The following is a 24,326-nucleotide window of genomic DNA, read 5'->3' as shown; positions in this document are numbered from 1 at the left end:
GGCCATCGCGGTGCAAGCCCGCTCCGCTGAGGCCAGCAATCGGCGTTTACAAGACCCGGCCCACAGGTAGAATGGCGCCCTTTCCGTAGCGAGTCAGAGCAGATCACATGGCGTTGCCGACCTTAAGGATCATTGGTTTCATCATCGGCATCTTCCTGATCACCCTGGCGGTGAGCATGGTGGTGCCCATGGCGACCCTGGTGGTCTTCGAGCGCACCGGCGACATGCCGTCGTTCCTCTGGTCGAGCCTGATCACCTTCCTCGCAGGGCTCGGCCTGGTCATCCCCGGCCGCCCCGAGCACGTGCACCTGCGCCCCCGCGACATGTACCTGCTGACCGTCAGCAGCTGGCTGGTGGTGTGCGTGTTCGCCGCCCTGCCCTTCCTGCTGACCCAGCACATCAGCTACACCGACGCCTTCTTCGAGAGCATGTCCGGCATCACCGCCACCGGCGCCACCGTGCTCAGCGGCCTGGACAGCATGTCGCCGGGCATCCTGATGTGGCGCTCGATGCTGCACTGGCTGGGCGGCATCGGCTTCATCGGCATGGCCGTGGCGATCCTGCCGTTGCTGCGCATCGGTGGCATGCGCCTGTTCCAGACCGAGTCCTCCGACCGCTCGGAGAAGGTCATGCCGCGCTCGCACATGGTCGCCAAGTCGATCGTGGCGGTGTACGTCGGCATCACCGTGCTCGGCAGCCTGGCCTTCTGGTGGGCGGGGATGGGCCTGTTCGATGCGATCAACCACGCCATGTCGGCGATCTCCACCGGCGGGTTCTCCACCTCCGACCAGTCCCTGGCCAAATGGGACATCCCTGCGGTGCACTGGGTCGCGGTGGTGGTGATGATCATGGGCAGCGTGCCATTCACCCTGTACGTGGCCACCCTGCGCGGCCACCGCCGGGCGCTGATCAAGGACCAGCAGGTGCAGGGCCTGCTGGCCATGCTGGTGGCCACCTGGCTGGTGCTTGGCACCTGGTACTGGGCCACCACCGAGCTGCACTGGCTCGATGCCCTGCGCCACGTGGCGCTGAACGTTACTTCGGTGGTCACCACCACCGGCTTCGCCCTGGGTGACTACAGCCTGTGGGGCAACTTCTCGCTGATGCTGTTCTTCTACCTGGGCTTCGTCGGCGGCTGCTCCGGCTCGACGGCCGGCGGTATCAAGATCTTCCGCTTCCAGGTCGCCTACATCCTGCTCAAGGCCAACCTCAACCAGCTGATCCATCCGCGCGCGGTGATCAAGCAGAAATATAACGGCCACCGCCTCGACGAAGAGATCGTGCGCTCGATCCTGACCTTCTCGTTCTTCTTCGCCATCACCATCTGCATCATCGCCCTGCTGCTGTCGCTGCTGGGCGTGGACTGGATGACCGCGCTCACCGGTGCCGCCGGGACCGTCTCGGGCGTCGGCCCGGGGCTGGGCGAAGTGATCGGCCCGGCCGGCAACTACGCGACGCTGCCGGATGCCGCCAAATGGATCCTTGCCGGCGGCATGCTGCTGGGCCGCCTGGAAATCATCACGGTGCTGGTGTTGTGCATGCCGGCGTTCTGGCGTCACTGACCGACAGGCGCGTGCGGTACTCGCTCGGCGTGCTGTCGAACCAGCGGCGGAACGCCCGGTAGAAGTTGCTCGGGTCGGCGAAACCCAGCAGGTAGGCGGTTTCCAGCAACGTGGTGCCAGGCTGCGCCAGGTACTGCTCGGCCAGTTCGCGGCGGGTGTCGTCGAGCAGGGTCTGGAAGCTGGTGCCCTCGTCCTGCAGGCGCCGCTGCAAGGTGCGCTGCGAAAGGTGCAGGGCCTGGGCCACGGTTTCGCGCTTGGGCTCGCCCTGGGGCAGGATGCGGCACAGCACCTGGCGCACGCGGTGGGTTACCCGGCTTTCCGAGAAACGCGCCAGGTACTCACCGGCGAAACGGTCATGCAGCACCGCCATCGCCTCGTTGGCGGTAGGCAACGGCGCCTCCATGTCGGCGCGTGCGAACACCAGCGCGTCATGGGCCGCGCCAAACTGCAGTGGCGCGTGGAACGCCACCTTGTACGGCTCGACATTTTTTGGCAGGGCGCCCTGGATCAGCACCCGTCGTGGCTGGATCGGCCGCCCGCTGAGCCAGGTGCACAACGCCAGGGCGCAGGCCAGCGAGGCTTCGGCGCTGTGCCGGGTCGGCGGCAGGTGGTCGCCATGCACGGTCAGCACCAGGGCATAGCCGTCGGGCTCGTGGCGAAAGCTCAGGTCCGAACTCTCCGCGATGATGCGCTGATAACGCACCAGGCGCTCGAAGCCCTCGGCCAGGGTGCGGCTGGACATCAGCGCATAGCCCACCACATGGAACGAGGCCGGGCGCACCACCCGGGCCATGTTGAGGCCGATGGCCTCGTTGCCCGACAGCTCGACCGCCAGCTGCCACAGGCGGGTCATCGAATCCTGGGTGAATCGCGCGTCGGGGTCGTCGAGGGCGGCGAAGTCGAGCCCGAGCTGCTTGAACATGGCCGGACAATCGAGCCCTTCCAGCTCGAGTGCCTTGACGATCCCTGATGCCCAGCTGGCTGAAGTGGTTCTCTCACTCATGACAGGCTCTTGTGCTGACCGCTCCTGCGGTGAACTGAAAGGATACTCAATTGGCGCCTATTGTCACTGGCCACGGCACCCAGTGACTCTAGACTCGATTCAGGCTCCACGCCGTGTATCCTGTCAGCAAGACCCGCAGATCCGGAAGCCCGCCATGACCCGCACCGCGCAGTTCCGCAGTTTTGCCGAGTTCTACCCCTATTACCTGGGCGAGCACAGCAACCCCACCTGCCGCCGCCTGCACTTCGTCGGCACCAGCCTGGTGATCGCCCTGCTCGCCTACAGCATCGGCAGCGGCAAGTGGCTGTTGCTGCTGGCCGTGCCGCTGGCCGGCTATGGCTTTGCCTGGGCCGGGCACTTCTTCTTCGAGAAGAACCGCCCCGCCACCTTCAGCCACCCCTGGTACAGCCTGGTCGGCGACTTCGCCATGTTCCGCGACATCCTGCTGGGCCGCCTGAGCCTCTGAATCGGCCCGCAAGGCCAGGTTCGCGTCCCGGCCGGCCACTGCCAAAGCCCGGATCCTGGCCAACACTGCGGTATGTTCCCCGACACGAGCGGCACGCGGTGATGAGCAAGCAAGCCAGTTTCAGCCATATGCGCGATGGCACCGCCCAGGACTGGGCGATCATCGCCGACGACTTTCGCGCCTACGCCCAGCAGTTGCCCCAACGCATCCTCGCCCACCTGCGCCTGCTCGACGGCGACTTCGGCGGCTTCCCCATCGACCGCCTGAGCCATTCCTTGCAGACCGCCAGCCGCGCCCACCGCGACGGTCGCGATGAAGAGTACGTCGTCTGCGCCCTGCTGCATGACATCGGCGACACCCTGGGCAGCTACAACCACCCGGATATCGCCGCGGCGATCCTCAAGCCGTTCGTCAGCGACGAGAACCTGTGGATGATCGAGAAACACGGGATCTTCCAGGGCTACTACTTCTTCCACCACCTGGGCATGGATCGCCACCTGCGCGAGCAATTCCGCGATCACCCGCATTACCAACGGACCCTCGAGTTCTGCGCCCGCTACGACGCGGCGGCGTTCGATCCGGACTATGAAAGCCTGCCGCTTGCGTTCTTCGAGCCGATGCTGGAGCGCTTGTTCGCCCAGCCCAGGCAGTCGATCTACAAGGCGGCCCTGCAAGCCACCGCCTGAACTGCCAGTACCGATAGCGGGCTTGCCCGCGATCACTGGCACAGCCGACAAGACACTAGGCCGGCTCGCCCAGCTCCGCCAAGCGCAGCGCCGCCTCCCGCGCCTGCGCCTCGGCAAACCGATACAGCTCGATCCGCCCGTCCCAGTGTTCGATCAGCGCCGTGCACGACTCCACCCAGTCGCCGCAGTTGAGGTATTCCACCTCGCCCACCTGGCGGATCTCGGCATGGTGGATATGCCCGCACACCACACCATGGAAGCCACGCCGGGTGCACTCGTGGGCGATAGCGTCCTCGAAGTCGCTGATGAAGTTAACCGCGCCCTTGACCTTGTGCTTGAGGTACGCCGACAACGACCAGTAGCCATAGCCGTAACGGGCGCGCCAGTGGTTGAGCCAACGGTTGAGCACCAGGGTGAACTCGTACGCCCGGTCGCCAAGAAAAGCCAGCCAGCGGTGGTAGCGGGTGATCACGTCGAACTGGTCGCCATGGATCACCAGCAGGCGCCGACCGTCGACGGTGAGGTGTTCGGCCTCGTCCACCAGCTGGATGTTGCCCAGGATCAGTTTCGAGTAACGCCGCAGGAATTCGTCATGGTTGCCGGTAACGTAGATCACCTCGGTGCCGCGCTTGCTCAGGGTCAGCAGGCGGCGGATGACATTGGTGTGGGCCTGGGGCCAGTAGATGCCGCTGCGCAGTTTCCAGCCATCGATGATATCGCCGACCAGATAGATGCGCTCGGCCTGGTAGCCCTTGAGGAAGTGCGCCAGGTGTTCGGCCTGGCAGTCGCGGGTGCCCAGGTGCACATCGGAAATCCACAGGGTGCGGACACGCTGCTTGCGTGACGGGCGAAGGGGTTCGGCGTGGCTCATGGGCAGGCTCCGGCGCTGTTTGCTGGAGACTGGCAGGCGCAGGTGACAGATTGGTGGCAGGGACATGACCATCCTGCCCTCGCCTGCAGGTGTACAATCTTCGCCTGCCCCGTGAGGACTCACCATGACCGCCGGCCCCTTGCTCTCGTTGCGCCATTACCGCCACGACCTGATCGCCCACAGCCACGACCATCCACAGTTGGTGTTCGGCCTCGGTGGGCACCTGGATTTCGAGGTGGATGGACGCGGCGGCCGGGTCGCTCGCCAGGACCTGATGGTGGTTCCCGCCGGTGCCCACCACACGTGCGGGAGCCGCGAGGGCAGCGATTGCCTGGTGCTAGACGTACCGGGCGGACACTGGCTCGGTGATCATCTGGGCGAGCACGCCGACGACAGCCGCCGCCTGCTCAACCGCCCCGGCCCATTGAGCCTGGACAGCCGACAACAGCAGCTGGTGGACTGGCTGGCAAGCAGCCCCGTGGACGACCCGCTGATTGCCCGCCAGGGCGCGGTGTTGCTGTTGGCCAGCCTCAATCCACAGGCCTGCGCCCCGGTACTGGCCAGCAGGCGCCTGCCCTATGCCGCCTTCGACCGCCATATCGAGCAGCACGCCGCCTACCCGCTGCAGGTCGCCGACCTGGCGCGGCTGGCCGGGCTGTCCAGTGCGCGGCTGCATGCGCGGTTTGCCAGCGAGTGCGGCCTGACGCCGATGGACTACATCCGCCAACGGCGGCTGACGATGGCACGCCGGCTATTGCGTGAGACGGTGTTGCCGGTGGGCGAGATCGCCGCGCGCGTGGGGTATGGCTCGCAGAGCGCATTCAGCGCGGCGGTGCTGCGGGCGTTCGGCTGCACGCCGCTGGCGTTGCGGCGCGAGTCTGGCGACAAGGAACGCTAGCTGGGCGACAGAAAGCGCCTGCAGTTTTTTTTACACTGCAGCCACTATTTCTGGCGCTTGTACCGGCCCTTCGCCGGCAAGCCGACTCCCACAGGATCACGCGCACCTCTGTGGGAGCCGGCTTGCCGGCGAAGGGCCGGTAAAGGAAACCTCACACTCTAGGGACCACCATGAACCACCGCACCGCCCTCGGCGCCCTGCATATCGGCGCGCTGTTCTTCGGCCTGACTGGCGTCTTCGGCAAACTGGCCGCCAGTGCCAGCCCCTCGATCATCGTCTTTGGCCGTGCCGCGTTCGCCGTGCTGGCCCTGGGCCTGTTCGCCGGCCTGGCGCGCCAGGCCTGGCAACCGCTGCGCGGCCAGGACCTGCGCCGCCTGTTGCTGGGGGGTGTGCTGCTGGCCGGACACTGGGTGAGCTTCTTCATCGCGGTCAAGGTCGGCGGCGTGGCCATCGCCACCCTCGGCTTCGCCAGCTTTCCGGCATTCACGGTGATTCTTGAAGGCTTGTTGTTCCGTGAACGCATTCGCCGCAACGAGGCTGTCCTGGTGCTGCTGGTCAGCATCGGCCTGGTACTGGTCACCCCCGCCTTCGACCTGGCCAGCGAGGCCACCGGCGGGCTGCTCTGGGCGCTGCTCTCGGGCCTGCTGTTCTCGCTGCTGTCGCTGACCAACCGCGCCGGCTCCGGGCGCCTGCCCGCCGTGCAGGCGGCGCTGTGGCAGAACCTGGTGGTAAGCCTGTGCCTGCTGCCGTTCGCCGCGCCGGGCCTGGCTGCGGTGGCGCCCATGGACTGGCTATGGATCGCCCTGCTCGGCATCTTCTGCACCGGCGTCGCCCACAGCCTGTTCGTCGCCAGCCTCGCGGTGATCAAGGCGCGTACCGCCGCGGTGGTGTTCGGCATGGAGCCGGTCTACGGCATCGCCGTGGCCTGGGTGGTGTTCGCCGAACAGCCGACCCTGCGCATGCTCGCCGGTGGTGCCTTGATCATCTTCGCCATCATCCTGTCCAGTCGCCTGGCCGCCGAGCAACCCACCCGGCAGACCGTGGCCGAAGGCGCCTGATCAGCGATCGTTGTGACCCAGGTCGCGCTGCGGATCGATCTGGTCACGCACCCGCTGCTTGAGCGCCTTGGCCTCGGGGAAGCCGCCGTCGGCCTTGCGCTCCCAGATCTGCACGCCGTCGCAGGTAATGCGGAACACCCCGCCGGTACCAGGTTCCAGGGCGACCTGACCGAGGTCGTCAGCGAAGGTGCTGAGCAACTCCTGCGCCAGCCAGGCGGCGCGCAGCAGCCATTGGCACTGGGTGCAATAAGTGATGACAATTTGTGGCTTGCTGTCTGCCATGTCGGGGAACTCCGTAGGAAGGGCCGCTTATACTAGCGGTCTTTACCCTCTGGTTTGAGACTCACGATGCGCCGCCTGCTGTTCTGCCTCCTGCTGATGCTCACTTCCATCACCTTGCATGCCGCCGAAACGGCGCGGCCGAAAATCGGCCTGGTGCTGTCGGGCGGCGCCGCCCGCGGCCTGGCCCATATCGGCGTACTCAAGGCCCTGGAAGAACAGGGCGTGCGCATCGACGCCATCGCCGGCACCAGCATGGGCGCGGTGGTCGGCGGTCTGTACGCCTCGGGCTACAGCATCGCCGAACTGGAAAAACTGGCCACCACCCTCGACTGGCAACAGGCATTGTCCGACGCCCCGCCGCGCAAGGACGTGCCGTTCCGACGCAAGCAGGACGACCGCGACTTCCTGGTCAAGCAGAAGCTGAGCTTTCGCGACGACGGCAGCCTAGGCCTGCCACTGGGCGTGATCCAGGGCCAGAACCTCGCCCTGCTGCTGGAAAGCAAGCTGGCCCATGCCGCCGACGTGCGCGACTTCGACAAGCTGCCGATCCCGTTCCGCGCCGTGGCCACCGACATCACCAGTGGCGAGAAGGTGATCTTCCGTCGTGGCCACCTGCCCCAGGTGATCCGCGCCAGCATGTCGATCCCGGCAGTGTTCGCCCCGGTGGAACTGGACGGTCGGCTGCTGGTGGACGGCGGCATGACCGACAACATCCCGGTGGACGTGGTGCGCGAGATGGGTGTGGACCTGGCCATCGTCGTCGACATCGGCACCCCGCTGCGCAACCGCAAGCAGCTGGCCACGGTGGTCGACGTGCTCAACCAGTCGATCACCCTGATGACCCGGCGCAACTCCGAGGAACAGCTGGCCAGCCTGCGCCGCGAGGACATCCTCGTCCAGCCGCCGCTGTCCGCGTTCGGCGTCACCGACTTCGGCCGCGCCCAGGACATGATCGATGCCGGCTACCGCGCCACCCGCGCCCTCGATCCGCGCCTGGCGGCGCTGCGCCGGCCCGAGGGTGACAGCAACCTGGCGGTGGCGCGTTCGCCGAAGCAGCGCACGCCGATCATCACTGCCATCAAGGTGGAGAACGACTCCAAGGTCAGCGACGACGTGATCCGCTACTACATCCGCCAACCCATCGGCGAGCCGCTGGACCTCGGCCGCCTGCAGACCGACATGGGCACCCTCTACGGGCTGGACTACTTCGACCAGGTGCAATACCGCGTCGCGCACAAGGGCGATGAACACACCCTGGTGATCAACGCCCGCGGCCGGCGTGGCGGTACCGATTACCTGCGCCTGGGCCTGAACCTGTCGGATGACCTGCGCGGCGACAGCGCCTTCAACCTTGGCGCCAGCTACCGGGTCAACGGCATCAACCGGCTCGGCGGCGAATGGCTGACCCGGGCCCAGATCGGCGACGAACAGGAGCTGTACAGCGAGTTCTACCAGCCGCTGGACGTGGGCTCGCGCTACTTCATCGCCCCCTACCTGGCCCTGGGTTCGCAGAATGTCGAGGCCACCCTGGACAACGACCCGGTGGCCGAATACCGCCTCGAACGCTACGGCTTCGGGCTCAATGTCGGGCGGCAGATCGGCACCTACGGCGAGGTGCGCCTGGGCGTGGGCAAGGCCTGGGGCAACGCCGAGGTGCGCATCGGCGACCAGGACCTGCCCAAGGTCAGCTTCAATGAGGGCTTCTACGAGCTCAAGTACTCCTTCGACACCTTCGACAACGTCTACTTCCCGCACAGCGGCGAAGACATCGGCCTGACCGTGCGCAAGTACGACAAGTCGCTGGATTCGGACCAGAACTACCGGCAGTGGCTGTTCAACCTGGACAAGGCCATCAGCAGCGGGCCGAACACCCTGGTGCTGGGCGGGCGCTACGGGCGCACCCTGGACGATGCCGAAGTGGTCACCTCAAGCTTCGTCTTCGGCGGCGCACGGCAGCTATCGGGGTTCCGCCAGGACTCGATCTCCGGGCAGAACATGAGCCTGCTGCGCATGGTCTACTACCGCCGCCTGACGCCACGCGCCTACCTGCCGCTGGACTTCCCGCTGTACCTGGGCGGGTCGCTGGAGCGCGGGCGGGCGTGGAACAACGACAACGAGTTCGACAGCGGCTACATCAATGCGGCGAGCATCTTCCTGGGGCTGGAAACGCCGCTGGGGCCGTTGAACTTGAGCTATGGCGCCAACGATGCGCATGAGAAGGCGGTGTACCTGAACCTGGGGCATACCTTCTAGAAATGATCGCGGGGCAAGCCCGCTCCCACAAGTCATGCAGCCTATTGAGGGAGCAAACTCGTGGGAGCGGGCTTGCCCCGCGATCCAGGTAAAGCTCAGGACTTCTCGAGATTATCGAGAATCTTCGCATGCACGCGCATGCACACTTCCAGGTCGGCCTCATCGACCCCGGTGAACAACTCGAGCCGCAACGCATTGGCGATGGTCTCGATCTGGTCGATCAGCGGCTTGGCCGGCGGGCACAGCAGGATCTTCTTGGCCCGACGGTCTTCCATCACGGCCTGGCGGCGCACCAGCCCCTGGCTTTCCAGGCTGTCGAGCAGGCGCGCCAGGGTCGGGCCTTCCACCCCCACGCTCTGGGCCAGCTCACGCTGGGTCGGCGCCTCGTCGAACCGGGCCAGGTGCAGCAGCACCAGCCAGCGGGCTTGCGACAGATTGAGCCCGGCCAGGCGGCGGTCCAGCTCGGCGCGCCAGCCTCGGGACATCTGGGCCAGCTGCATGCCGAAGCGGTGTTGGTTGTCGGTCAGGGGCATAAGTAACTCAATGAATAGAACTAATTATTAGCCAGCTAACCATGGCCCGACCGATCAGGCAAGGTTCGACGCCACGGAAATGACTGATAATCATGTAAGGGTATGACAAAGGTCAGCAAATGGCACAAATGCCGGCAATCACACGCCGAACTCCACCGCCAGCGCCGCCCGCACACAGTGCAGCACACCTTCCGGCACCCGCTGGCCGAACAGCGGCGCCACAGCGGACACCGGAGGCAGCTCGCCCTCGCCGTCGAGGAAGGCATCCTGTACTTCCATCATCAGCTCTTCGGGCAGGTCCAGCGCCTGCTCCAGGCTCAGTTCCTGGCGGCCGATGGCCTCGGCCAGCAAGCTGTAGACGTTCTTCTCGGTGCAGTTGAGTTGCCCGGCGATCTGCGCCGGCGTCATGCCGGCGCGGGCCAGGCTGACCAGTTCGTGGCGCAGGTCGAGCACCACCTTCGGCGCTTCCTCGGTGCCACCGGCGCCATTGAGCACCTCGAGGAAGGCCTGGCCGTAGCGTTCCAGCTTGCGCGCGCCGACGCCACTGACCTGGGCCATGTCGCTGAGGCTGGTGGGCATGCTGCGCAGCATCTCCAGCAAAGTGGAGTCGGGGAAGATGACATAAGGCGGCACGCTGTGCTCTTCGGCCAGCTTGCGCCGCAAAGTGCGCAACGCCTCCCACAGCTCCCGCTCCTCGGCACGCACCAGCTGGCTGGCCGGGCTGCCGCCACTGCCGCCGGACGCCTTGGCCACGGTCTGCGGCTTGAGGTCGCGGCGCAGTTGCAGGTTCACCTCACCGCGCAGCAGCGGCCGGCAGCTGTCGGACAAACGCAGGCCGCCGTAACCTTCCAGGTCGATGTCCACCAGCCCGCGCGCCACCAACTGGCGGAACAGCGAGCGCCACTCGGCCTCGGCCAGCGTCTTGCCGACGCCGAACACCGACAGCTTCTCGTGGCCGAAATTGCGCACCTTCTCGGTGTCCTTGCCCAACAGCACATCGACCAGATGGCCGACACCATAGCGCTGGCCAGTGCGGAACACCGCCGACAAGGCCTGGCGCGCGGGCTCGGTGGCGTCCCAGGTCTGCACGTTGTCGACACAGTTGTCGCAGTGTCCGCAGGGCTGCTCGAGCACCTCGTCGAAATAGGCCAGTAACGACTGGCGGCGGCAACGGGTTTCCTCGCAGAGGGCCAGCATGGCGTCGAGCTTGTGCTGCTCGATGCGCTTGTGGCGCTCGTCGCCCTCGGAGTTCTGCAGCATCTGCTTGAGCATCACCATGTCCTGCAGGCCGTAGGCCATCCAGGCGTCCGACGGCAGGCCGTCACGGCCGGCACGGCCGGTCTCCTGGTAATAGGCCTCGAGCGACTTGGGCAGGTCGAGGTGGGCAACGAAGCGCACGTTGGGCTTGTCGATGCCCATGCCGAAGGCAATTGTGGCGACCATGATCAGCCCTTCCTCGTTGAGGAAGCGGTGCTGGTTGGCGGCGCGGGTCTCCGCAGCCAGGCCGGCGTGGTACGGCAGCGCCGGGAAGCCCTGGTCGCAAAGGAAGGCCGCGGTCTCGTCGACCTTCTTGCGCGACAGGCAATAGACGATGCCGGCGTTGCCGCGCCGCTCGCCAAGGAACGCCATCAACTGCTTGCGCGGCGCCTCCTTGGGCACGATACGGTAGAAGATGTTCGGCCGGTCGAAGCTCGACAGGAAACGCTCGGCGCCCTGCAGGTGCAGGCGCTGGACGATCTCCTCGCGGGTGCGCATGTCGGCGGTGGCGGTCAGGGCGATGCGTGGCACGTGGGGGAACAGCTCGGCGAGCTGGCCCAGCTGCAGGTACTCGGGGCGGAAGTCGTGGCCCCATTGCGAGACGCAGTGGGCCTCGTCGATGGCGAACAGGGAAATGTCCAGGCCGCGCAGGAAGTCCAGCATGCGCGGCTGCACCAGGCGCTCGGGGGCCAGGTACAGCATCTTCACCTCGCCGCGGCGCAGGCGCCCGGCCAGGTCGCGCTGCTGCTCGGCGCTGAGCGTGGAGTTCAGCGCAGCGGCGGCCACGCCCAATTCGTCGAGGGTGGCGACCTGGTCGTCCATCAGCGCGATCAGCGGCGACACCACCACCGTCAAGCCGGGGCGCAGCAAGCCGGGCACCTGGAAGCACAGGGACTTGCCGCCACCGGTGGGCATCAGTACCAGCGCGTCGCCACCGCCCGCCACACATTCGATGATCGCTGCCTGGCGCCCGCGGAAACTGTCGTAACCGAAGACATCCTTGAGGACGCGCTGAGCCTGTTCGAGCATTTGCCACTCCAAAATCGCCGTACCATCCTGGACTCAGGCTGGACGATAAATCCGCCGCGCACACACCGAATGCGTAAGCGGTTTTTGCCGGATGGCCGCAAAACGCCACCTGGCACGAAAAACCGCGGAGTATACCCGACTGCCGCGTACCCCGGCATGCCCCGGTGACAGACGTTCGCTTTGCCCCGCGAGCGCCGCAAGGTGCTAGAATTCAGCATCGTTTATTCCCCAAGGTAGCCCTGTAATGTCCTTCGCCGAGCAACTGACCCGCCTGCAAGCCTTCCTCGACGCCGATGAGCTGCACGAAGAAGCGCTGGACTACGTCGCCGCCCACGGCTACCTGACCGCGCTGTCGATCTGCTCCGAGGAAGTTCCAGAACGCGAATGGATCGACGCGCTGTTCGCCGAAGAACCCCATTACGCCAGCGATGCCCAGCGCACCGAGATCGAGGCCACCCTGGTCGCGCTCAAGGGCCACATCGCCCGCCAGTTGGCCAGCGACGAGGAATTCGACCTGCCTTGTGAACTAGACCTGACCGAAGAACCGGACGATTCCGACCTGCGCGGCTGGTGCATCGGCTTCATGGAAGGCGTGTTCCTGCGTGAAGAGGCCTGGTTCGAGAACGCCGAGGAAGAAGTCAGCGAAATGCTCCTGCCGATCATGGTCGGCTCGGGCCTGTTCGACGAACAACCCGAGTTCGCCGACATTGCCGGCAACGCCAACCTGCAGGACGACATGATCGTGCAGATCCCCGAGGCACTGAGCGCACTGTTCCTGCTGCTGCACGCCCCCGAAGAGAAGCCCGCCCTGCTCAAGCCACGCCACCACTGATCGAGGTGGTGCGCTACCTGCTGCTGGCCGCCGGCTGGCTCAGCGTCGCGCTGGGGGTGGCGGGGATCTTCCTGCCGGTATTGCCCACCACCCCGTTCCTGCTGCTGGCGGCGGCCTGCTTCGCCCGCAGCTCGCCACGTTTTCACCACTGGTTGGTGAACCACCCGAAACTCGGGCCGTGGATCCGCGACTACCTCAGCGGTGAGGGGATTCCGCTCAAGGGCAAGGTCTATGCAATCGGGTTGATGTGGGCCAGCATCGGGCTGTCCTGCTACCTGGTGCCATTGTTCTGGGCGCGGGCGTTCATGCTGACCAGCGCGGTGCTGGTCAGCGCCTGGATCCTCAAGCAGAAGACCTTGCACCGGCCACAGTGACGCCATCGCGGGGCGGGCTTGCCCCGCGATGGGCTGCTGGCTTACACCGTATCCACCTTCAACGAATGGTCATTGAGCATGCCGTTGATGATGGTCGCGGTGTCATGCCCGGCCGCGATCAGCCCGCCCGCCCCGGCCGACACCCCGTAATGCTGCGCCAGGTCCACTCCGGCCAGGTCGATGGTCTGGGTCGGCGCCGCGCCAGCGACGCTGCTGACCTCGATGGTCGACACCACATTGACGCCGCTGCCGCTGACCTTGAAGTGCAGGTAGTCGTCCAGCGAGGCGCTGGTGGCGTTCTCGCCCTGTAGCAGTTGCGACAGATCCAGGCGATCGCTGCCGGGGGTGAAGTCGGTCACGGTGTCATGCCCGGTATCGCCCTTCTGCCAGACAAAGCTGTCGTTGCCACTGCCACCGGTCAGGGTGTCGTTGCCCGGCCCGCCAATCAGGATGTCGTTGCCGGCACCGCCCTTGAGCACATCGTTGCCCGCGCCGCCGTTGAGCAGGTTGTCACCGTCATTGCCGGTCAAGGTGTCGTTGTAGTCCGAGCCGATCAGGTTCTCGATACCGCTGAGGGTGTCCAGCCCGGCGCCGACGGTGTTCTGCTGCCCGACATGGCCAAGGTCCACGATCACGCCAGCGGTGGCCTTGGCGTAGCTGGCAGTGTCATTGCCGGCTCCGCCGTCGAGCAGGTCGTTGCCAGGACCACCGATCAGCAGGTCGTCGCCATCACCACCGTGCAGGCTGTTGTTGCCCGCCCCCGCCACCAGCACATCGTTACCGGCACCACCGTTGAGGGTGGTATCGCCGGCCCCGGCCAGCAGTACATCGTCACCGCCGGTGCCGGTAAGGGTGTTGCCGGCCTGGTAAGTGATATCCACCGCTCCGGTGCCGTAGCCGCCATGGTTGTCGCTGACGGTGTAGCTGCCGTGATAGTCCTCGTTGCTGGCATTGCTGTAGTCCACCACCAGGCTCAGCTTGTAGTTCTCGGCTGCCTTGCTGTTGCCGGCGGCGTTCTCGGTATTGATCACATGGATGCTATACACCCCGTCATGGGTGGCCGTGAAGCTGCCGCCATCGGCGATGGTCTGGTAGCTGCCACTGGCATCCTTCCATTCCATCAGCAGGTTGCCCGCAGGCCGGTCATGGTCGAGGGTCAGGGTTTCGCCCTTGCGCAGGGTCACCGTCAGGGTGTCCTCGTCATTGGCATTGGCGGTGCTGATCGAGCCCAGGTAACCAGCCACCACCAGGGCAGCGGTCATGCTGCCGTTGAGGCTGGTGAACTCGCTGCGGGCCAGGTCGCGCAACTGGTTCTCGGCCTTGTTGGCGGAGGCATCGAACTTGATGGTCTGCGCCTGGGTGCCCGCCGTGAAGCCTGCGCCCTTGTCGGCGAAGTTGGTATTGAAGGTGGTCGGCGCGGCACTCAGGGTGTCGTGGTCCGGGTCGCGGTCATTGGCCAGCAGCGCCTCTGCCGGCACCGTCAGGGTGGCGCCCTTGATATTGGTGATGATGTGGTCGGCACCCGCGACCGGCGCGCCATTGCTGTTGATGTTGACCGTCAGGCTGGCACTGCGGGTATCGCCGTCGTTGTCGCTGGCGGTGAAGCCGAACTTCTCCACCTGGCCGCTGCCGTTGTCCTTCGGTGGCGTGTAGGTGAACTCGCCGTTGTCCATGTTCACCACCAGGGTGCCGCCCAGCCCGGTCTTGATGCTCAGGTTGTTGCTCACGGTGTCGAAGGTGGCTTTGTCCGCGCCGCCACTGGCCGCGTAACCGCCCTGCCCGGCATTGGCCTTCGGATCGTAGGTGTAGGTGGTGCCATCGACCAGCAGCGCCTTGATGAAGCCGCCATCAGCCCCGAAATCGCCGCCGCTCATGAGGCTGCCGGTAATCGGCGCGCCCTGCACCGTGCCGGAGAGCACCGCACTCAGCTGGCTGAGGTCGGTGACCACCACCGAGTTGGTGTCAGTATGGCTGCTGCCGTCGTAGGCCAGCGGATTGAGGTTGCCCTCGTTGACCCCGCTGCCCATGCCGATGGCGTAGGACTTGATGCCGTTGCTGTCGAGGAAGGATTCCCAGGCGGCTTCCCGTGGCGCGGTCATGGCATGACCATTGGTGGGCTCACCGTCGGAGAAGAAGTAGCTGATGTTCTGCGCGCCTACCAGCTTGCCGGTGGTGGCGAAGGCTTCCTGGGCCTTGGTCGCCGCCGAATCGTAGTAGGTCGAGCCACCTGGGCTGAGCCCGGCGATCAGGTTCTTGGCCTCGCCGATCGTGACCCACACCGGGGTCTGCACCTGCGCACCGGTGCCGAAGGTGACGATCTGCACCTTGATGTCGCCCATCTCGTCGTACTTGTCGAGCAAGGCATTGATCGCCTGCTTGGCCAGTTCCAGGCGGGTCAGCCCCGGCACGCCGGAGCTTGCCGCCATGCTGCTGGACACATCCACCACCAGCAGGATGTTGGAGTCCACCTGGCCGGGCGTGATGCTGCGTACCGCGCACTGCACCGTCGGCATATCGTCGACGATGTTGATGGCAATGGTGCTGGTGACGCTGTTGCCCAAGGCGTCGGTAGCCTTGTAGGTGAAGTACTCGTTGACGGTGTTGGCGCCGTCGTTGGCACCACCCGGGGTCTTCGGCGCCGAGGTCAGGGTGTAGGTGTAGGAACCGTCGGCATTGAGTTGGATCTGCCCGTACTGGCCCACGGCATTGCCAACCAGGCTGTAGGTCAGCGCGCCGACGCCGCCCTGGACCGAACCGACCAGGCTGCCGGAGGCCGTCTCGCCAGTGGAGCCCGGATCGCTGCCGGTGACGGTGCCAGCGGCCAGGTCATTGCCGTCCTTGTGCAGGTCCAAGGCTTTTTCATACACGGTGACGTCGTTGTCCTCGCACGCCACCAGCTTGCTGTCCTGCACATTGATGCGAATGGTCGTGGTGCTCTCGTCGCCGTCGGCGTCACGGATGGTGTAGACGAAGCTGTCGGTCGCGCCGGCGGCCGGCACGCTGTCGGGGTTGGCGTGGTAGGTGGCGTTGCCCTGGCTGTCCAGGGTCAGGTAGCCGTACTGGCCGACGATGGTGTCGCCGACATGGCCGATGGCCGAGGTAGAGGTGTCGGAGCCGGCGCGCACACCGACCACGTACTGCCCGTCGGCACGCACATCGGCGCCGACCACGTCGTTGTCCAGCACGTTGCCGCTGACACTGGCCCCCTCCTTGACCGAAGCCACGTCGCAATGGGCCTTGGGCACGTCGTCGACGATGCTGACCACGATGGTGCTGGTGGTGGTGTTGCCGAGCGAATCCTTGACCTGGTAGGTGAAGCTCTCGGTGACCACGTTCGGGCCATCGTTGACGTGGTTGGGCGAGTTCGGCGCCGAGGTCAGGGTGTAGGTATAGCTGCCATCGCTGTTCAACTGGATCTGGCCATACTGGCCGGTGGCATTGCCGACCAGGGTGAAGGTCAAGGCACCGATACCGCCGCTGACCGAGCCTGCCAGCGAACCGCTGGTGGTTTCCGTGGTGGCGTGCGGGTCGCTGCCGGTGACATTGCCCGCAGCCAGGTCGTTGCCGTCCTTGGTCAGGTCCAGGGCTTTCTCGTAGACCTTGGCCGTCTCGTCCGGGCAGGCCACCAGCGAAATGTCGTGCACATCGATGGTGAGGGTGGTGGTGCTTTCATCGCCATCGGCATCGCGGATGGTGTAGACGAACACGTCCGTGGCACCGGCTGGCGCCACCGCATTGGGGTTGGCGTGGTAGGTGGCATTGCCCTGGGCGTCGAGCGTCAGGTAGCCATATTGCCCCGCCACGTTGCTGCCCAGCTGGCCGATGGCCGAGGTCGAGGTATCGCTGCCGGCGCGCACGCCGACCACATACTGCCCATCGGCACGCACATCGGCACCAACCACGTCGTTGACCAGCACATTGCCGCTGACCGTGCCGCCTTCGTAGACATTGGCGAAATCGCTATGGGCCTTGGGCACGTCGTCGACGATGCTGATCACGATGGTGCTGGTGGTGGTGTTGCCGAGTGAGTCCTTCACTTGGTAGGTGAAGCTCTCGGTAACCACGTTCGGGCCATCGTTGACGTGGTTGGGCGAGTTCGGCGCCGAGGTCAGGGTGTAGGTGTAGGAACCATCCGCGTTCAGCTGGATCTGGCCATACTGGCCGGTGGCATTGCCGACCAGGGTGAAGGTCAAGGCACCGATACCGCCGCTGACAGAACCTGCCAGCGACCCACTGGTGGTTTCCGCACTGGATTGCGGATCGCTGCCGGTGACATTGCCCGCTGCCAGGTCGTTGCCGTCCTTGGTCAGGTCCAGCGCCTTCTCGTAGACCTTGGCCGTGTCATCCGGGCAGGCAACCAGGGAGTTGTCGTGCACGTTGATGGTGATGGTGGTGGTGCTTTCGTCGCCATCGGCATCGCGGATGGTGTAGACGAACACGTCCGTGGCACCGGCCGGTGCCACCGAATCGGGATTGGCGTGATAGGTGGCATTGCCCTGGGCATCGAGCGTCAGGTAGCCATATTGCCCCACCACGTTGCTGCCCAGCTGGCCTATGGCCGAGGTCGAGGTGTCGCTGCCGGCTCGCACGCCGACCACATACTGCCCGTCGGCCCGCACATCGGCGCCGGTCACATCGTTGACCAGCACATTGCCGCTGACCGTGCCGCCTTCGTAGACATTGGCAAAGTCGCTGTGAGCCTTGGGCACGTCGTCGACGATGCTGATCACTATGGTGCTGGTGGTGGTGTTGCCGAGCGAATCCTTGACCTGATAGGTAAAGGATTCCGTCAGCACATTCGGGCCGTCGTTGACGTGATTCGGCGAGTTCGGCGCAGAGGTCAAGGTGTAGGTGTAGGTGCCGTCCGAATTCAGTTGGATCTGGCCATACTGGCCGGTGGCGTTACCGACCAAGGTGAAGGTCAGCCCGCCCACGCCACCGCTGACGGAACTGGCCAACGAACCGCTGGCCGTCTCGCCGGTGGAGCCCGGTTCACTTCCGGTAACATTGCCGCCTGCCAGGTCGTTGCCATCCTTGTTCAGGTCAAGTGCTTTCTCGTAGACCGTGACCTCGCTGTCAGGGCCGGCGATCAGCGAGCAATCGCGCACGTCGATGGTAATGGTGGTGGTGCTTTCGTCGCCGTCACTGTCACGCACGGTATAGACGAAGACATCCGTGGCACCCGCCGGCGCCACGGCATTGGGGTTGGCGTGATAGGTGGCGTTGCCTTGGGCATCGAGGGTCAGGTAACCGTACTGGCCCTGGACCGGATCGCCCAATTGGCCACTGGCCGATGTCGAGGTGTCGGAGCCGGCTCGCACACCCACCACGTAACGACCATCGGCCCGTACGTCCGCGCCGGACGTATCGTTGTCCAGCACGTTGCCGCTGACCGTGCCCCCTTCGACGACACTGGCCGCATCCGGATTGGCCTTGGGCAGGTCGTCGATGATGTTCACGTCCAGCGAACCAGTGGCCGTGCTGCCATCGGTGTCCGTGGCGGTGACGGTGAAATGCTCGGACAGGCTGTTGGCGCCGTCGCCGTTGGCGTGGCTCTCGTTGTCCAGCAAGGTGTAGCTGTAGCTGATCACACCCGTGGCCGGGTTGTAACCGGTGATCGTCAGGGTGTTGCCCAGCGCCGTGGTGATCGACTGCGGGAAACTTGCCGCCACGCCGCCACTGACCACGTTGATGCCGCCGACGCTCAAGGTCTGCAGGCCATCGGGCGCCGCCACCGTGAAGGTGCCGCTCTGCGTCAGCGCACCGGGATTAGGTGCACTGCCGTCGGCCAGGTTCTTCTCGTAGACGGTCAGCTCGCCGCCATTGACGTCCAGGCCGCCAAGGGTCACCGGGTCATCGAGGTTGCTGACGTTGAGGGTCAGGGTCGCGGTGCTGGTGTCGCCGTCGGCGTCTTTCAGGGTGTAGGTGAAGTTCTCCACCCCACTGCCGCCACCGTGCAGGTTCTTGAAGTCCGGATCGTTGGTATTGAGGGTGTAGGTGTAGGAACCATCCGCCGCCAGCACCAGGGTGCCGTAGGTGCCGACGAAGGTACCGGCCACCACCGGGCCGCTGGGGATGCGGTCCGCGCCCTGGATATCGTTGGTCAGCACATTGCCGCTGAGCTCCAGATGCTGTTCGGTGGCGGTGCTGGCATTGCTGTCATTCACAGCCCTGGGCACATCGTCACGAACGATAACGTCCAGCGTGCCGCTGGCCACATCGCCATCAGTGTCGCTGACCAGCACCGAGAACTGCTCGCCCAGCGTATTGGTCCCGGCACCGTCCGGATGATGTTCCGCGCCGGTCAGGGTGTAGCTGTAGCTCACTACGCCCGTGGCCGGGTTGTAGCCCGTGATGGTCAGCACATTGCCGAGCCCGGTGACGATGGACTGGCCGACGCCGGTCACCACGCCCGCGGTGACCACATTGATGCCACCGACACTGAGGTTGAACACGCCATCGGCGGCAACCACCGTGAAGCTGCCCGACTGGGTCAAGGCCGCAGGATTGCTGGCCGAGCCCTGGGGCAGGTTCGCCTCGTCCAGGATCAACTCGGCAGGGCTGACATCCAGGCCGGTGAGGCTGACCGGATTGTCGGCGAGTGGCGCGCCGGCCGGCAGGGGCGCCGCGTCATTGCCATCGAGGCCACCAAGCTCGAGGTTGGCCAGCAAAGGGAAGCCGTTGAAGCCCGCCGTAGGGAAACCGATGGTGGGATCCACCCGACCGGCCACCTCGGTCAGTATCACGAAACTGTGGCCGCCACCGAGCGCACCCGATACGCCACCTGGGTTGCCGCCCGCCGCGGTCGCTTCGGCTTCCTGCGTGGGGTCGGCGCCTGCGGCAATGGCTTTTTGCAGTTGCTCGACGTCACTGAGCTGGGCGTTGCTGGGCTGCGCGTCCGGCGCCTGTACATGAGGAGCGCGATCGGCCAGCAGGTCGGGGGTCATCTCCAGGCTGCTGCCACGGCCCAGGGTCAGCTCGGCACCGTTTTGCAAGCGCACCGCCACCGCACCCTCGCTCCCGGTCTCCAGTTGCTCGCCGGCAAACAGACGATCCCCTTCCACCAACAGACGGCGATGACCGTCATCGCCCACCGCGAATACCTGGCCGACTACCTTGCCGACCACACCGACTAATTTAGCCATGAGCGTACGCCTCCCCTGCCGATGGGCTTTTCGCAGATCAAGGCGTGCCGGGTAATGTGCGCAAGGTTCCGAGTGCCATGGTTGTTGGAACCGTTGCTGTCACGTTCGTGAGAAACCACGCTCCTTGTGACGACTGCCGCGATAGTGGACAGGGCGAATGGCCATTATTGAGTGCCATTTTTTTGTCGCCAAATTCCGCTTTCGCCTTCCTCCCCTGTCTCCTTAGCTGCAAAAAATCTGGAACTTTCACCAAGGCCCGAAAATCGCCTGTCCCAGCCAATTCCCGTAACCACCTGAATGAAACAATGTCCCGGATTCCTTAGACCGCATAAGTTTTTTTTCGCATATATCTTATGAAAAAATCTTCTTAGCTCGCCCGGTAAATGTTCTTAGCTCTGTTGTTACAAACCTGAAACGGTTTGATTCTAATATTTCGTCATTTTTTTGGCGAATCGCAGGACATTATTCAAGACCAGGGAGATGTACCCCATGCGCGCTTTAACCCCCATCACCAGTGCGATTTTGTTGGCCATGGCGTGTGCCAACAGTCAGGCGATGTCGATTACCGAGGCTGTCCAGAACGCCGTGGACCAGCATCCCGAGATCAGTGCCAGCCGCAACAGCAGGCTGTCGGCCGACGAGGATGTGAAGTTCGCCCGCGGGGGGTACTACCCAACCGTCGATCTGGTCGCAGGCTACGGCCGGCAACGTTCGGACAACACCAATACCCGCGGCTTCAACCCGGACGGCACGCGTAACCACAACAAGGAAACGCTCAACTACACCCAATCCGAGCTGCGTCTGCGGCAGATGCTGTTCGACGGCTTCAATACCTCCAACGAGGTCGCCCGCACCGAAGCGGTGGCCACCTCGCGCGCCTACTACACCCAGGCCACCGCCGAGAGCATCGCCCTGCGCGCCATCGAGGTCTACCTCGAGGTACTCAAGCGCCGTGAACTGGTAACCCTGGCCAAGAACAACCTGCAGGCCCACCTGCGGGTCAACGACCAGATCGGCCTGCGCAGCGAACGCGGCGTGGGCAGCACCGCCGACCTCGACCAGTCCCGCGCCCGTCGCGCCCTGGCCGAAAACAACCTGGACACCGCCGAGGTCGACCTGGCCGACGCCGAGGCCAACTTCTACAGCGTAGTCGGGCGCCTGCCCGATGAGCTGGAAACTCCCGTCACGATCAAGGGCGAAGTGCCGGGCGACCTGCTCAATGCCCGCCAGGGCATGCTGGAGAACAACCCCTACCTCAAGTCGGCGCAGGCTGACGTGCGCTCCGCCGAGCAGCAGTACGAAGTGGCCAAGTCGCCCTTCTACCCGCGCCTGGATGCAGTGCTGGCCACCGGTGCCAACAACAACATCGGCGGCCAGAAAGGGCATGACAACAATGACTGGCAGGCCGGCGTCGAGCTCAGCTACAACCTGTTCCGCGGCGGCAGCGACAAGGCCCGCCTGCAGTCGGACGCGCACAAGATCAACCAGGCGATGGACATCCGCAACAATGCCCTGCGCGAGCTGAACGAAAACCTCAGCCTGGCCTGGAACGCGATGAACAACGCCCGCAAGCAGACCCCGAGCGCCCGCGAGTACGCCGAGACCACCCAGCGCGTGCGTGCCGCCTACCAGGACCAGTTCGGCCTGGGCCAGCGCACCCTGCTCGACGTGCTCGACAGCGAGAACGAGCTGTACAACGCCAACCGTCGCTACACCGAGGTGCGCTATACCGAAGAGTTCTCCATGTACCGGGTCCTGGCGACCATGGGCGAGCTGCTGAGCAAGCAGCGTATCTCGCTGCCGCCGGAAGCCATCGCCAAGACCGAAGTGCGCAACGAGGCGAAGTTGCCTGACATGCGTTAGGTTCTGACGAGACAAGGGACTTTTCGCCAGCGCCCATTTCCCGTCCACCGCGGCAGGAGTAGGCCATCGTGACCAGTATGCAAAGCGCGCAACCGCGCCTGGATGTTGATGATCCGTTGCTCGATGGCCTGCTGATCCTGTGCAAGCTGCATGGCTGCACGGCCAGCCGTGCCAGCCTGTGCAGTGGCCTGCCACTGGCCGAGCAACGCCTGGCCCTGGGCCTGCTGCCCCGCGCCGCCGCGCGTGCCGGGTTGCAGGCTCGCGTGCTGCGGCGTGACCTGGACGCCATTTCCCCACTCAACCTGCCGGTGCTGCTGATCCTCGATGACGGCCGCAGCGCCGTGCTGCAACGCTGGGGCGAAAACGGCCGGGCATTGCTGCTGCCCTGCGAGGCCGAAGGCGGTGAGCAGTGGGTCGAGCGCGAGGCCTTGGCCGAGGTCTACAGCGGCCAGGCCCTGTTCGCCCGCCCCCGGCATACCCTGGAGGACGTGCGTGCGCCGCTGATCCCGCGGGTCAACGCCTGGTTCCGCGACACCCTGCGCCACTCCCGCTGGCTGTACAGCGATGCCCTGCTGGCCAGCCTGCTGATCAACCTGCTGGGCCTGATGGTGCCGCTGTTCGTCATGCAGACCTACGACCGCGTGGTCCCCAACCAGGCGCTGTCCACCCTGTGGGTGCTGGTCGCCGGCTTGTTCATCGGCACCGCCTTCGAACTGGTGCTGCGCATGGTTCGCGCCCACCTGCTGGACCAGGCCGGCAAGAAGACCGACCTGATCCTCTCCGCCACCTTGTTCGAACGCATCACCGGCATGAGCATGAAGGCGCGCCCGGCCACCATCGGTGGCTTCGCCCAGAGCATCCATGACTTCCAGGGGCTGCGCGAATTCCTCACCGCCGTCACCCTGACCAGCATCATTGACCTGCCGTTCGTGGCCCTGATGCTGCTGGTGATCGGCTTGCTCGGAGGCTGGCTGGTGGTGATCCCGCTGATCGCCTTCCCACTGGCGGTAGGCCTGGCGCTGTTCATCCAGGTGCGCCTGCGCGACACCGTGCAAAAAAGCCTGAGCCTCGGCGCGGTGCGCCAGGCGCTGCTGATCGAGACCCTCGGCGGCCTGGAAACCCTGAAGGCCTGCGGCGCCGAAAGCGAACGCCAGTACCAGTGGGAACACACCAACGGCGCCATCGCCCGCCTCGACGCCCATGCCCGCAACCTGTCGTCGCTGGCCAGCAACGGCACGCTGTTCATCCAGCAGTTCTGCGGCATGGCGACGATCGTCGCCGGGGTGTACAGCATCATCGCCGGCAACCTCAGTGTCGGCGCGCTGGTGGCCAGCTACATGCTTGGCAGCCGGGTGCTCGCCCCGCTCGGCCAGATCGCCGGGCTGATCACCCGCTACCAGCAGGCCCAGCTGACCATGCGCAGCACCGACGCCCTGATGAGCCTGCCCCAGGAGCGCGAGGCCGAGCACCAGGCGCTGGAGCACACCGCGCTGCAAGGTGGCATCACCATCAACCACGCCACCTTCCGCTATGCCGGGCAAACGGCGCCAGCCCTCAACGACGTGAGCGCCACCCTCAAGCCGGGCGAGCGCATCGGCATCATCGGCCGCAGCGGCTCGGGCAAGAGCACCCTTGCCCGGCTGTTGATGGGCTTCCATCACCCCGACGAAGGCCAGGTGCTGCTGGACAACCTCGATCTGCGCCAACTGGATATCAGCGACCTGCGCAGCCAGCTCGGCTACGTGGCGCACGACCTGCCGCTGCTGGCCGGCAGCCTGCGCGACAACCTCACCCTCGGCGCACGGCACGTCAGCGACGCGCGCATGCTCGAGGTGGCCGAGCTGACCGGTGTCAGCGAGCTGGCCCGCCAGCACCCGCAAGGCTTCGACCGCCCGGTGGGCGAGCGCGGCCAGCTGCTCTCCGGCGGCCAGCGCCAGGCCGTGCTGCTGGCTCGGGCCCTGCTGCTGGAGCCGCCGATCCTGATACTCGACGAACCCACCAGCCACATGGACAACAGCAGCGAGGAGCAACTGCGCCAGCGCCTGCTGAACTGGGTGCCCGGCAAGACCCTGCTGCTGGTCACCCACCGCACCTCGATGCTCAGCCTGGTGGACCGGCTGCTGGTACTGGACAACGGCAAGATCGTTGCCGACGGGCCGAAGGATGCGGTCATCGACGCGCTGCGCAAGGGCCGTATCGGCGCGGCGCTGTGAA

General features: G+C 65.4%; 16 protein-coding genes. 10 read left to right on the top strand and 6 right to left on the bottom strand.

Features of this window, described 5'->3' with window-relative positions:
* Positions 1-107: 107 nt before the first annotated feature.
* A complete protein-coding gene (locus CCOS191_RS07100) occupies positions 108-1,562 on the top strand; it encodes a TrkH family potassium uptake protein (RefSeq protein WP_046854608.1) in 1,455 nt (484 codons plus the stop codon).
* Here CCOS191_RS07100 and CCOS191_RS07095 read toward each other — a convergent pair.
* Entirely contained in the window at positions 1,519-2,565 is a 1,047-nt protein-coding gene (locus tag CCOS191_RS07095) for an AraC family transcriptional regulator (protein ID WP_046854607.1), read from the bottom strand. The two genes, CCOS191_RS07100 and CCOS191_RS07095, sit on opposite strands and share 44 nt — an antisense overlap.
* A 154-nt stretch (positions 2,566-2,719) precedes the next feature.
* Between CCOS191_RS07095 and CCOS191_RS07090 the strand changes: the two genes are divergently transcribed.
* Both CCOS191_RS07090 and CCOS191_RS07085 read left to right on the top strand, forming a co-directional pair.
* The gene (locus tag CCOS191_RS07090) at positions 2,720-3,031 is read left to right on the top strand and encodes a DUF962 domain-containing protein (RefSeq protein ID WP_023631733.1); all 312 of its coding nucleotides are present in this window, start codon (positions 2,720-2,722) and stop codon (positions 3,029-3,031) included.
* A gap of 101 nt (positions 3,032-3,132) precedes the next feature.
* A complete protein-coding gene (locus CCOS191_RS07085; RefSeq protein WP_046854606.1) occupies positions 3,133-3,717 on the top strand; it encodes an HD domain-containing protein in 585 nt (194 codons plus the stop codon).
* Between the two features lie 55 nt (positions 3,718-3,772).
* Here the strand turns inward: CCOS191_RS07085 and CCOS191_RS07080 are convergent, their stop codons facing one another.
* Complete coding sequence (locus CCOS191_RS07080) at positions 3,773-4,588, bottom strand: UDP-2,3-diacylglucosamine diphosphatase (protein ID WP_046854605.1); 816 nt, start codon at positions 4,586-4,588, stop codon at positions 3,773-3,775.
* 124 nt (positions 4,589-4,712) lie between these two features.
* Between CCOS191_RS07080 and CCOS191_RS07075 the strand changes: the two genes are divergently transcribed.
* On the top strand, positions 4,713-5,486 hold the full coding sequence (locus CCOS191_RS07075) for a helix-turn-helix transcriptional regulator (RefSeq protein WP_046854604.1): 774 nt from the start codon (positions 4,713-4,715) through the stop codon (positions 5,484-5,486).
* A 170-nt stretch (positions 5,487-5,656) separates the two neighbouring features.
* Complete coding sequence (locus tag CCOS191_RS07070; protein WP_046854603.1) at positions 5,657-6,544, top strand: DMT family transporter; 888 nt, start codon at positions 5,657-5,659, stop codon at positions 6,542-6,544.
* On the opposite strand, the gene CCOS191_RS07065 is transcribed toward CCOS191_RS07070, so the two are convergent.
* Complete coding sequence (locus CCOS191_RS07065; RefSeq protein ID WP_023633166.1) at positions 6,545-6,826, bottom strand: SelT/SelW/SelH family protein; 282 nt, start codon at positions 6,824-6,826, stop codon at positions 6,545-6,547.
* A gap of 66 nt (positions 6,827-6,892) precedes the next feature.
* Between CCOS191_RS07065 and CCOS191_RS07060 the strand changes: the two genes are divergently transcribed.
* Complete coding sequence (locus CCOS191_RS07060) at positions 6,893-9,079, top strand: patatin-like phospholipase family protein (protein ID WP_046854602.1); 2,187 nt, start codon at positions 6,893-6,895, stop codon at positions 9,077-9,079.
* 95 nt (positions 9,080-9,174) lie between these two features.
* Here the strand turns inward: CCOS191_RS07060 and CCOS191_RS07055 are convergent, their stop codons facing one another.
* Positions 9,175-9,612 (bottom strand): MarR family transcriptional regulator, encoded by a 438-nt coding sequence (locus CCOS191_RS07055; RefSeq protein WP_038706592.1) that lies wholly within the window; start codon positions 9,610-9,612, stop codon positions 9,175-9,177.
* A gap of 138 nt (positions 9,613-9,750) precedes the next feature.
* Positions 9,751-11,898: a DNA helicase RecQ gene (recQ, locus tag CCOS191_RS07050; protein WP_046854601.1), complete on the bottom strand. Its 2,148-nt coding sequence runs from the start codon at positions 11,896-11,898 to the stop codon at positions 9,751-9,753.
* Between the two features lie 244 nt (positions 11,899-12,142).
* On the opposite strand from recQ, the gene CCOS191_RS07045 reads away from it, so the two are divergent.
* Positions 12,143-12,730, top strand: a complete 588-nt coding sequence (locus CCOS191_RS07045; RefSeq protein WP_023630694.1) for a YecA/YgfB family protein — start codon at positions 12,143-12,145, stop codon at positions 12,728-12,730.
* 8 nt (positions 12,731-12,738) lie between these two features.
* Positions 12,739-13,104 (top strand): YbaN family protein, encoded by a 366-nt coding sequence (locus CCOS191_RS07040; RefSeq protein ID WP_023630695.1) that lies wholly within the window; start codon positions 12,739-12,741, stop codon positions 13,102-13,104.
* Positions 13,105-13,145: 41 nt separating this feature from the next.
* On the opposite strand, the gene CCOS191_RS07035 is transcribed toward CCOS191_RS07040, so the two are convergent.
* Positions 13,146-20,249, bottom strand: a complete 7,104-nt coding sequence (locus CCOS191_RS07035) for a retention module-containing protein (protein ID WP_046854600.1) — start codon at positions 20,247-20,249, stop codon at positions 13,146-13,148.
* A 489-nt stretch (positions 20,250-20,738) separates the two neighbouring features.
* Here CCOS191_RS07035 and CCOS191_RS07030 point away from each other — a divergent pair, with 489 nt between their 5' ends.
* Positions 20,739-22,112 (top strand): TolC family outer membrane protein, encoded by a 1,374-nt coding sequence (locus CCOS191_RS07030; protein ID WP_046857706.1) that lies wholly within the window; start codon positions 20,739-20,741, stop codon positions 22,110-22,112.
* Positions 22,113-22,189: 77 nt separating this feature from the next.
* Positions 22,190-24,325, top strand: a complete 2,136-nt coding sequence (locus CCOS191_RS07025; protein ID WP_156177743.1) for a type I secretion system permease/ATPase — start codon at positions 22,190-22,192, stop codon at positions 24,323-24,325.
* The last annotated feature ends 1 nt before the right edge of the window (position 24,326 follow it).

This window comes from Pseudomonas sp. CCOS 191 (assembly GCF_001007005.1).
In the GTDB taxonomy this organism is placed as follows: Bacteria; Pseudomonadota; Gammaproteobacteria; order Pseudomonadales; family Pseudomonadaceae; genus Aquipseudomonas; species Aquipseudomonas soli.
This window is presented reverse-complemented; position numbering and strand designations above follow the sequence as displayed.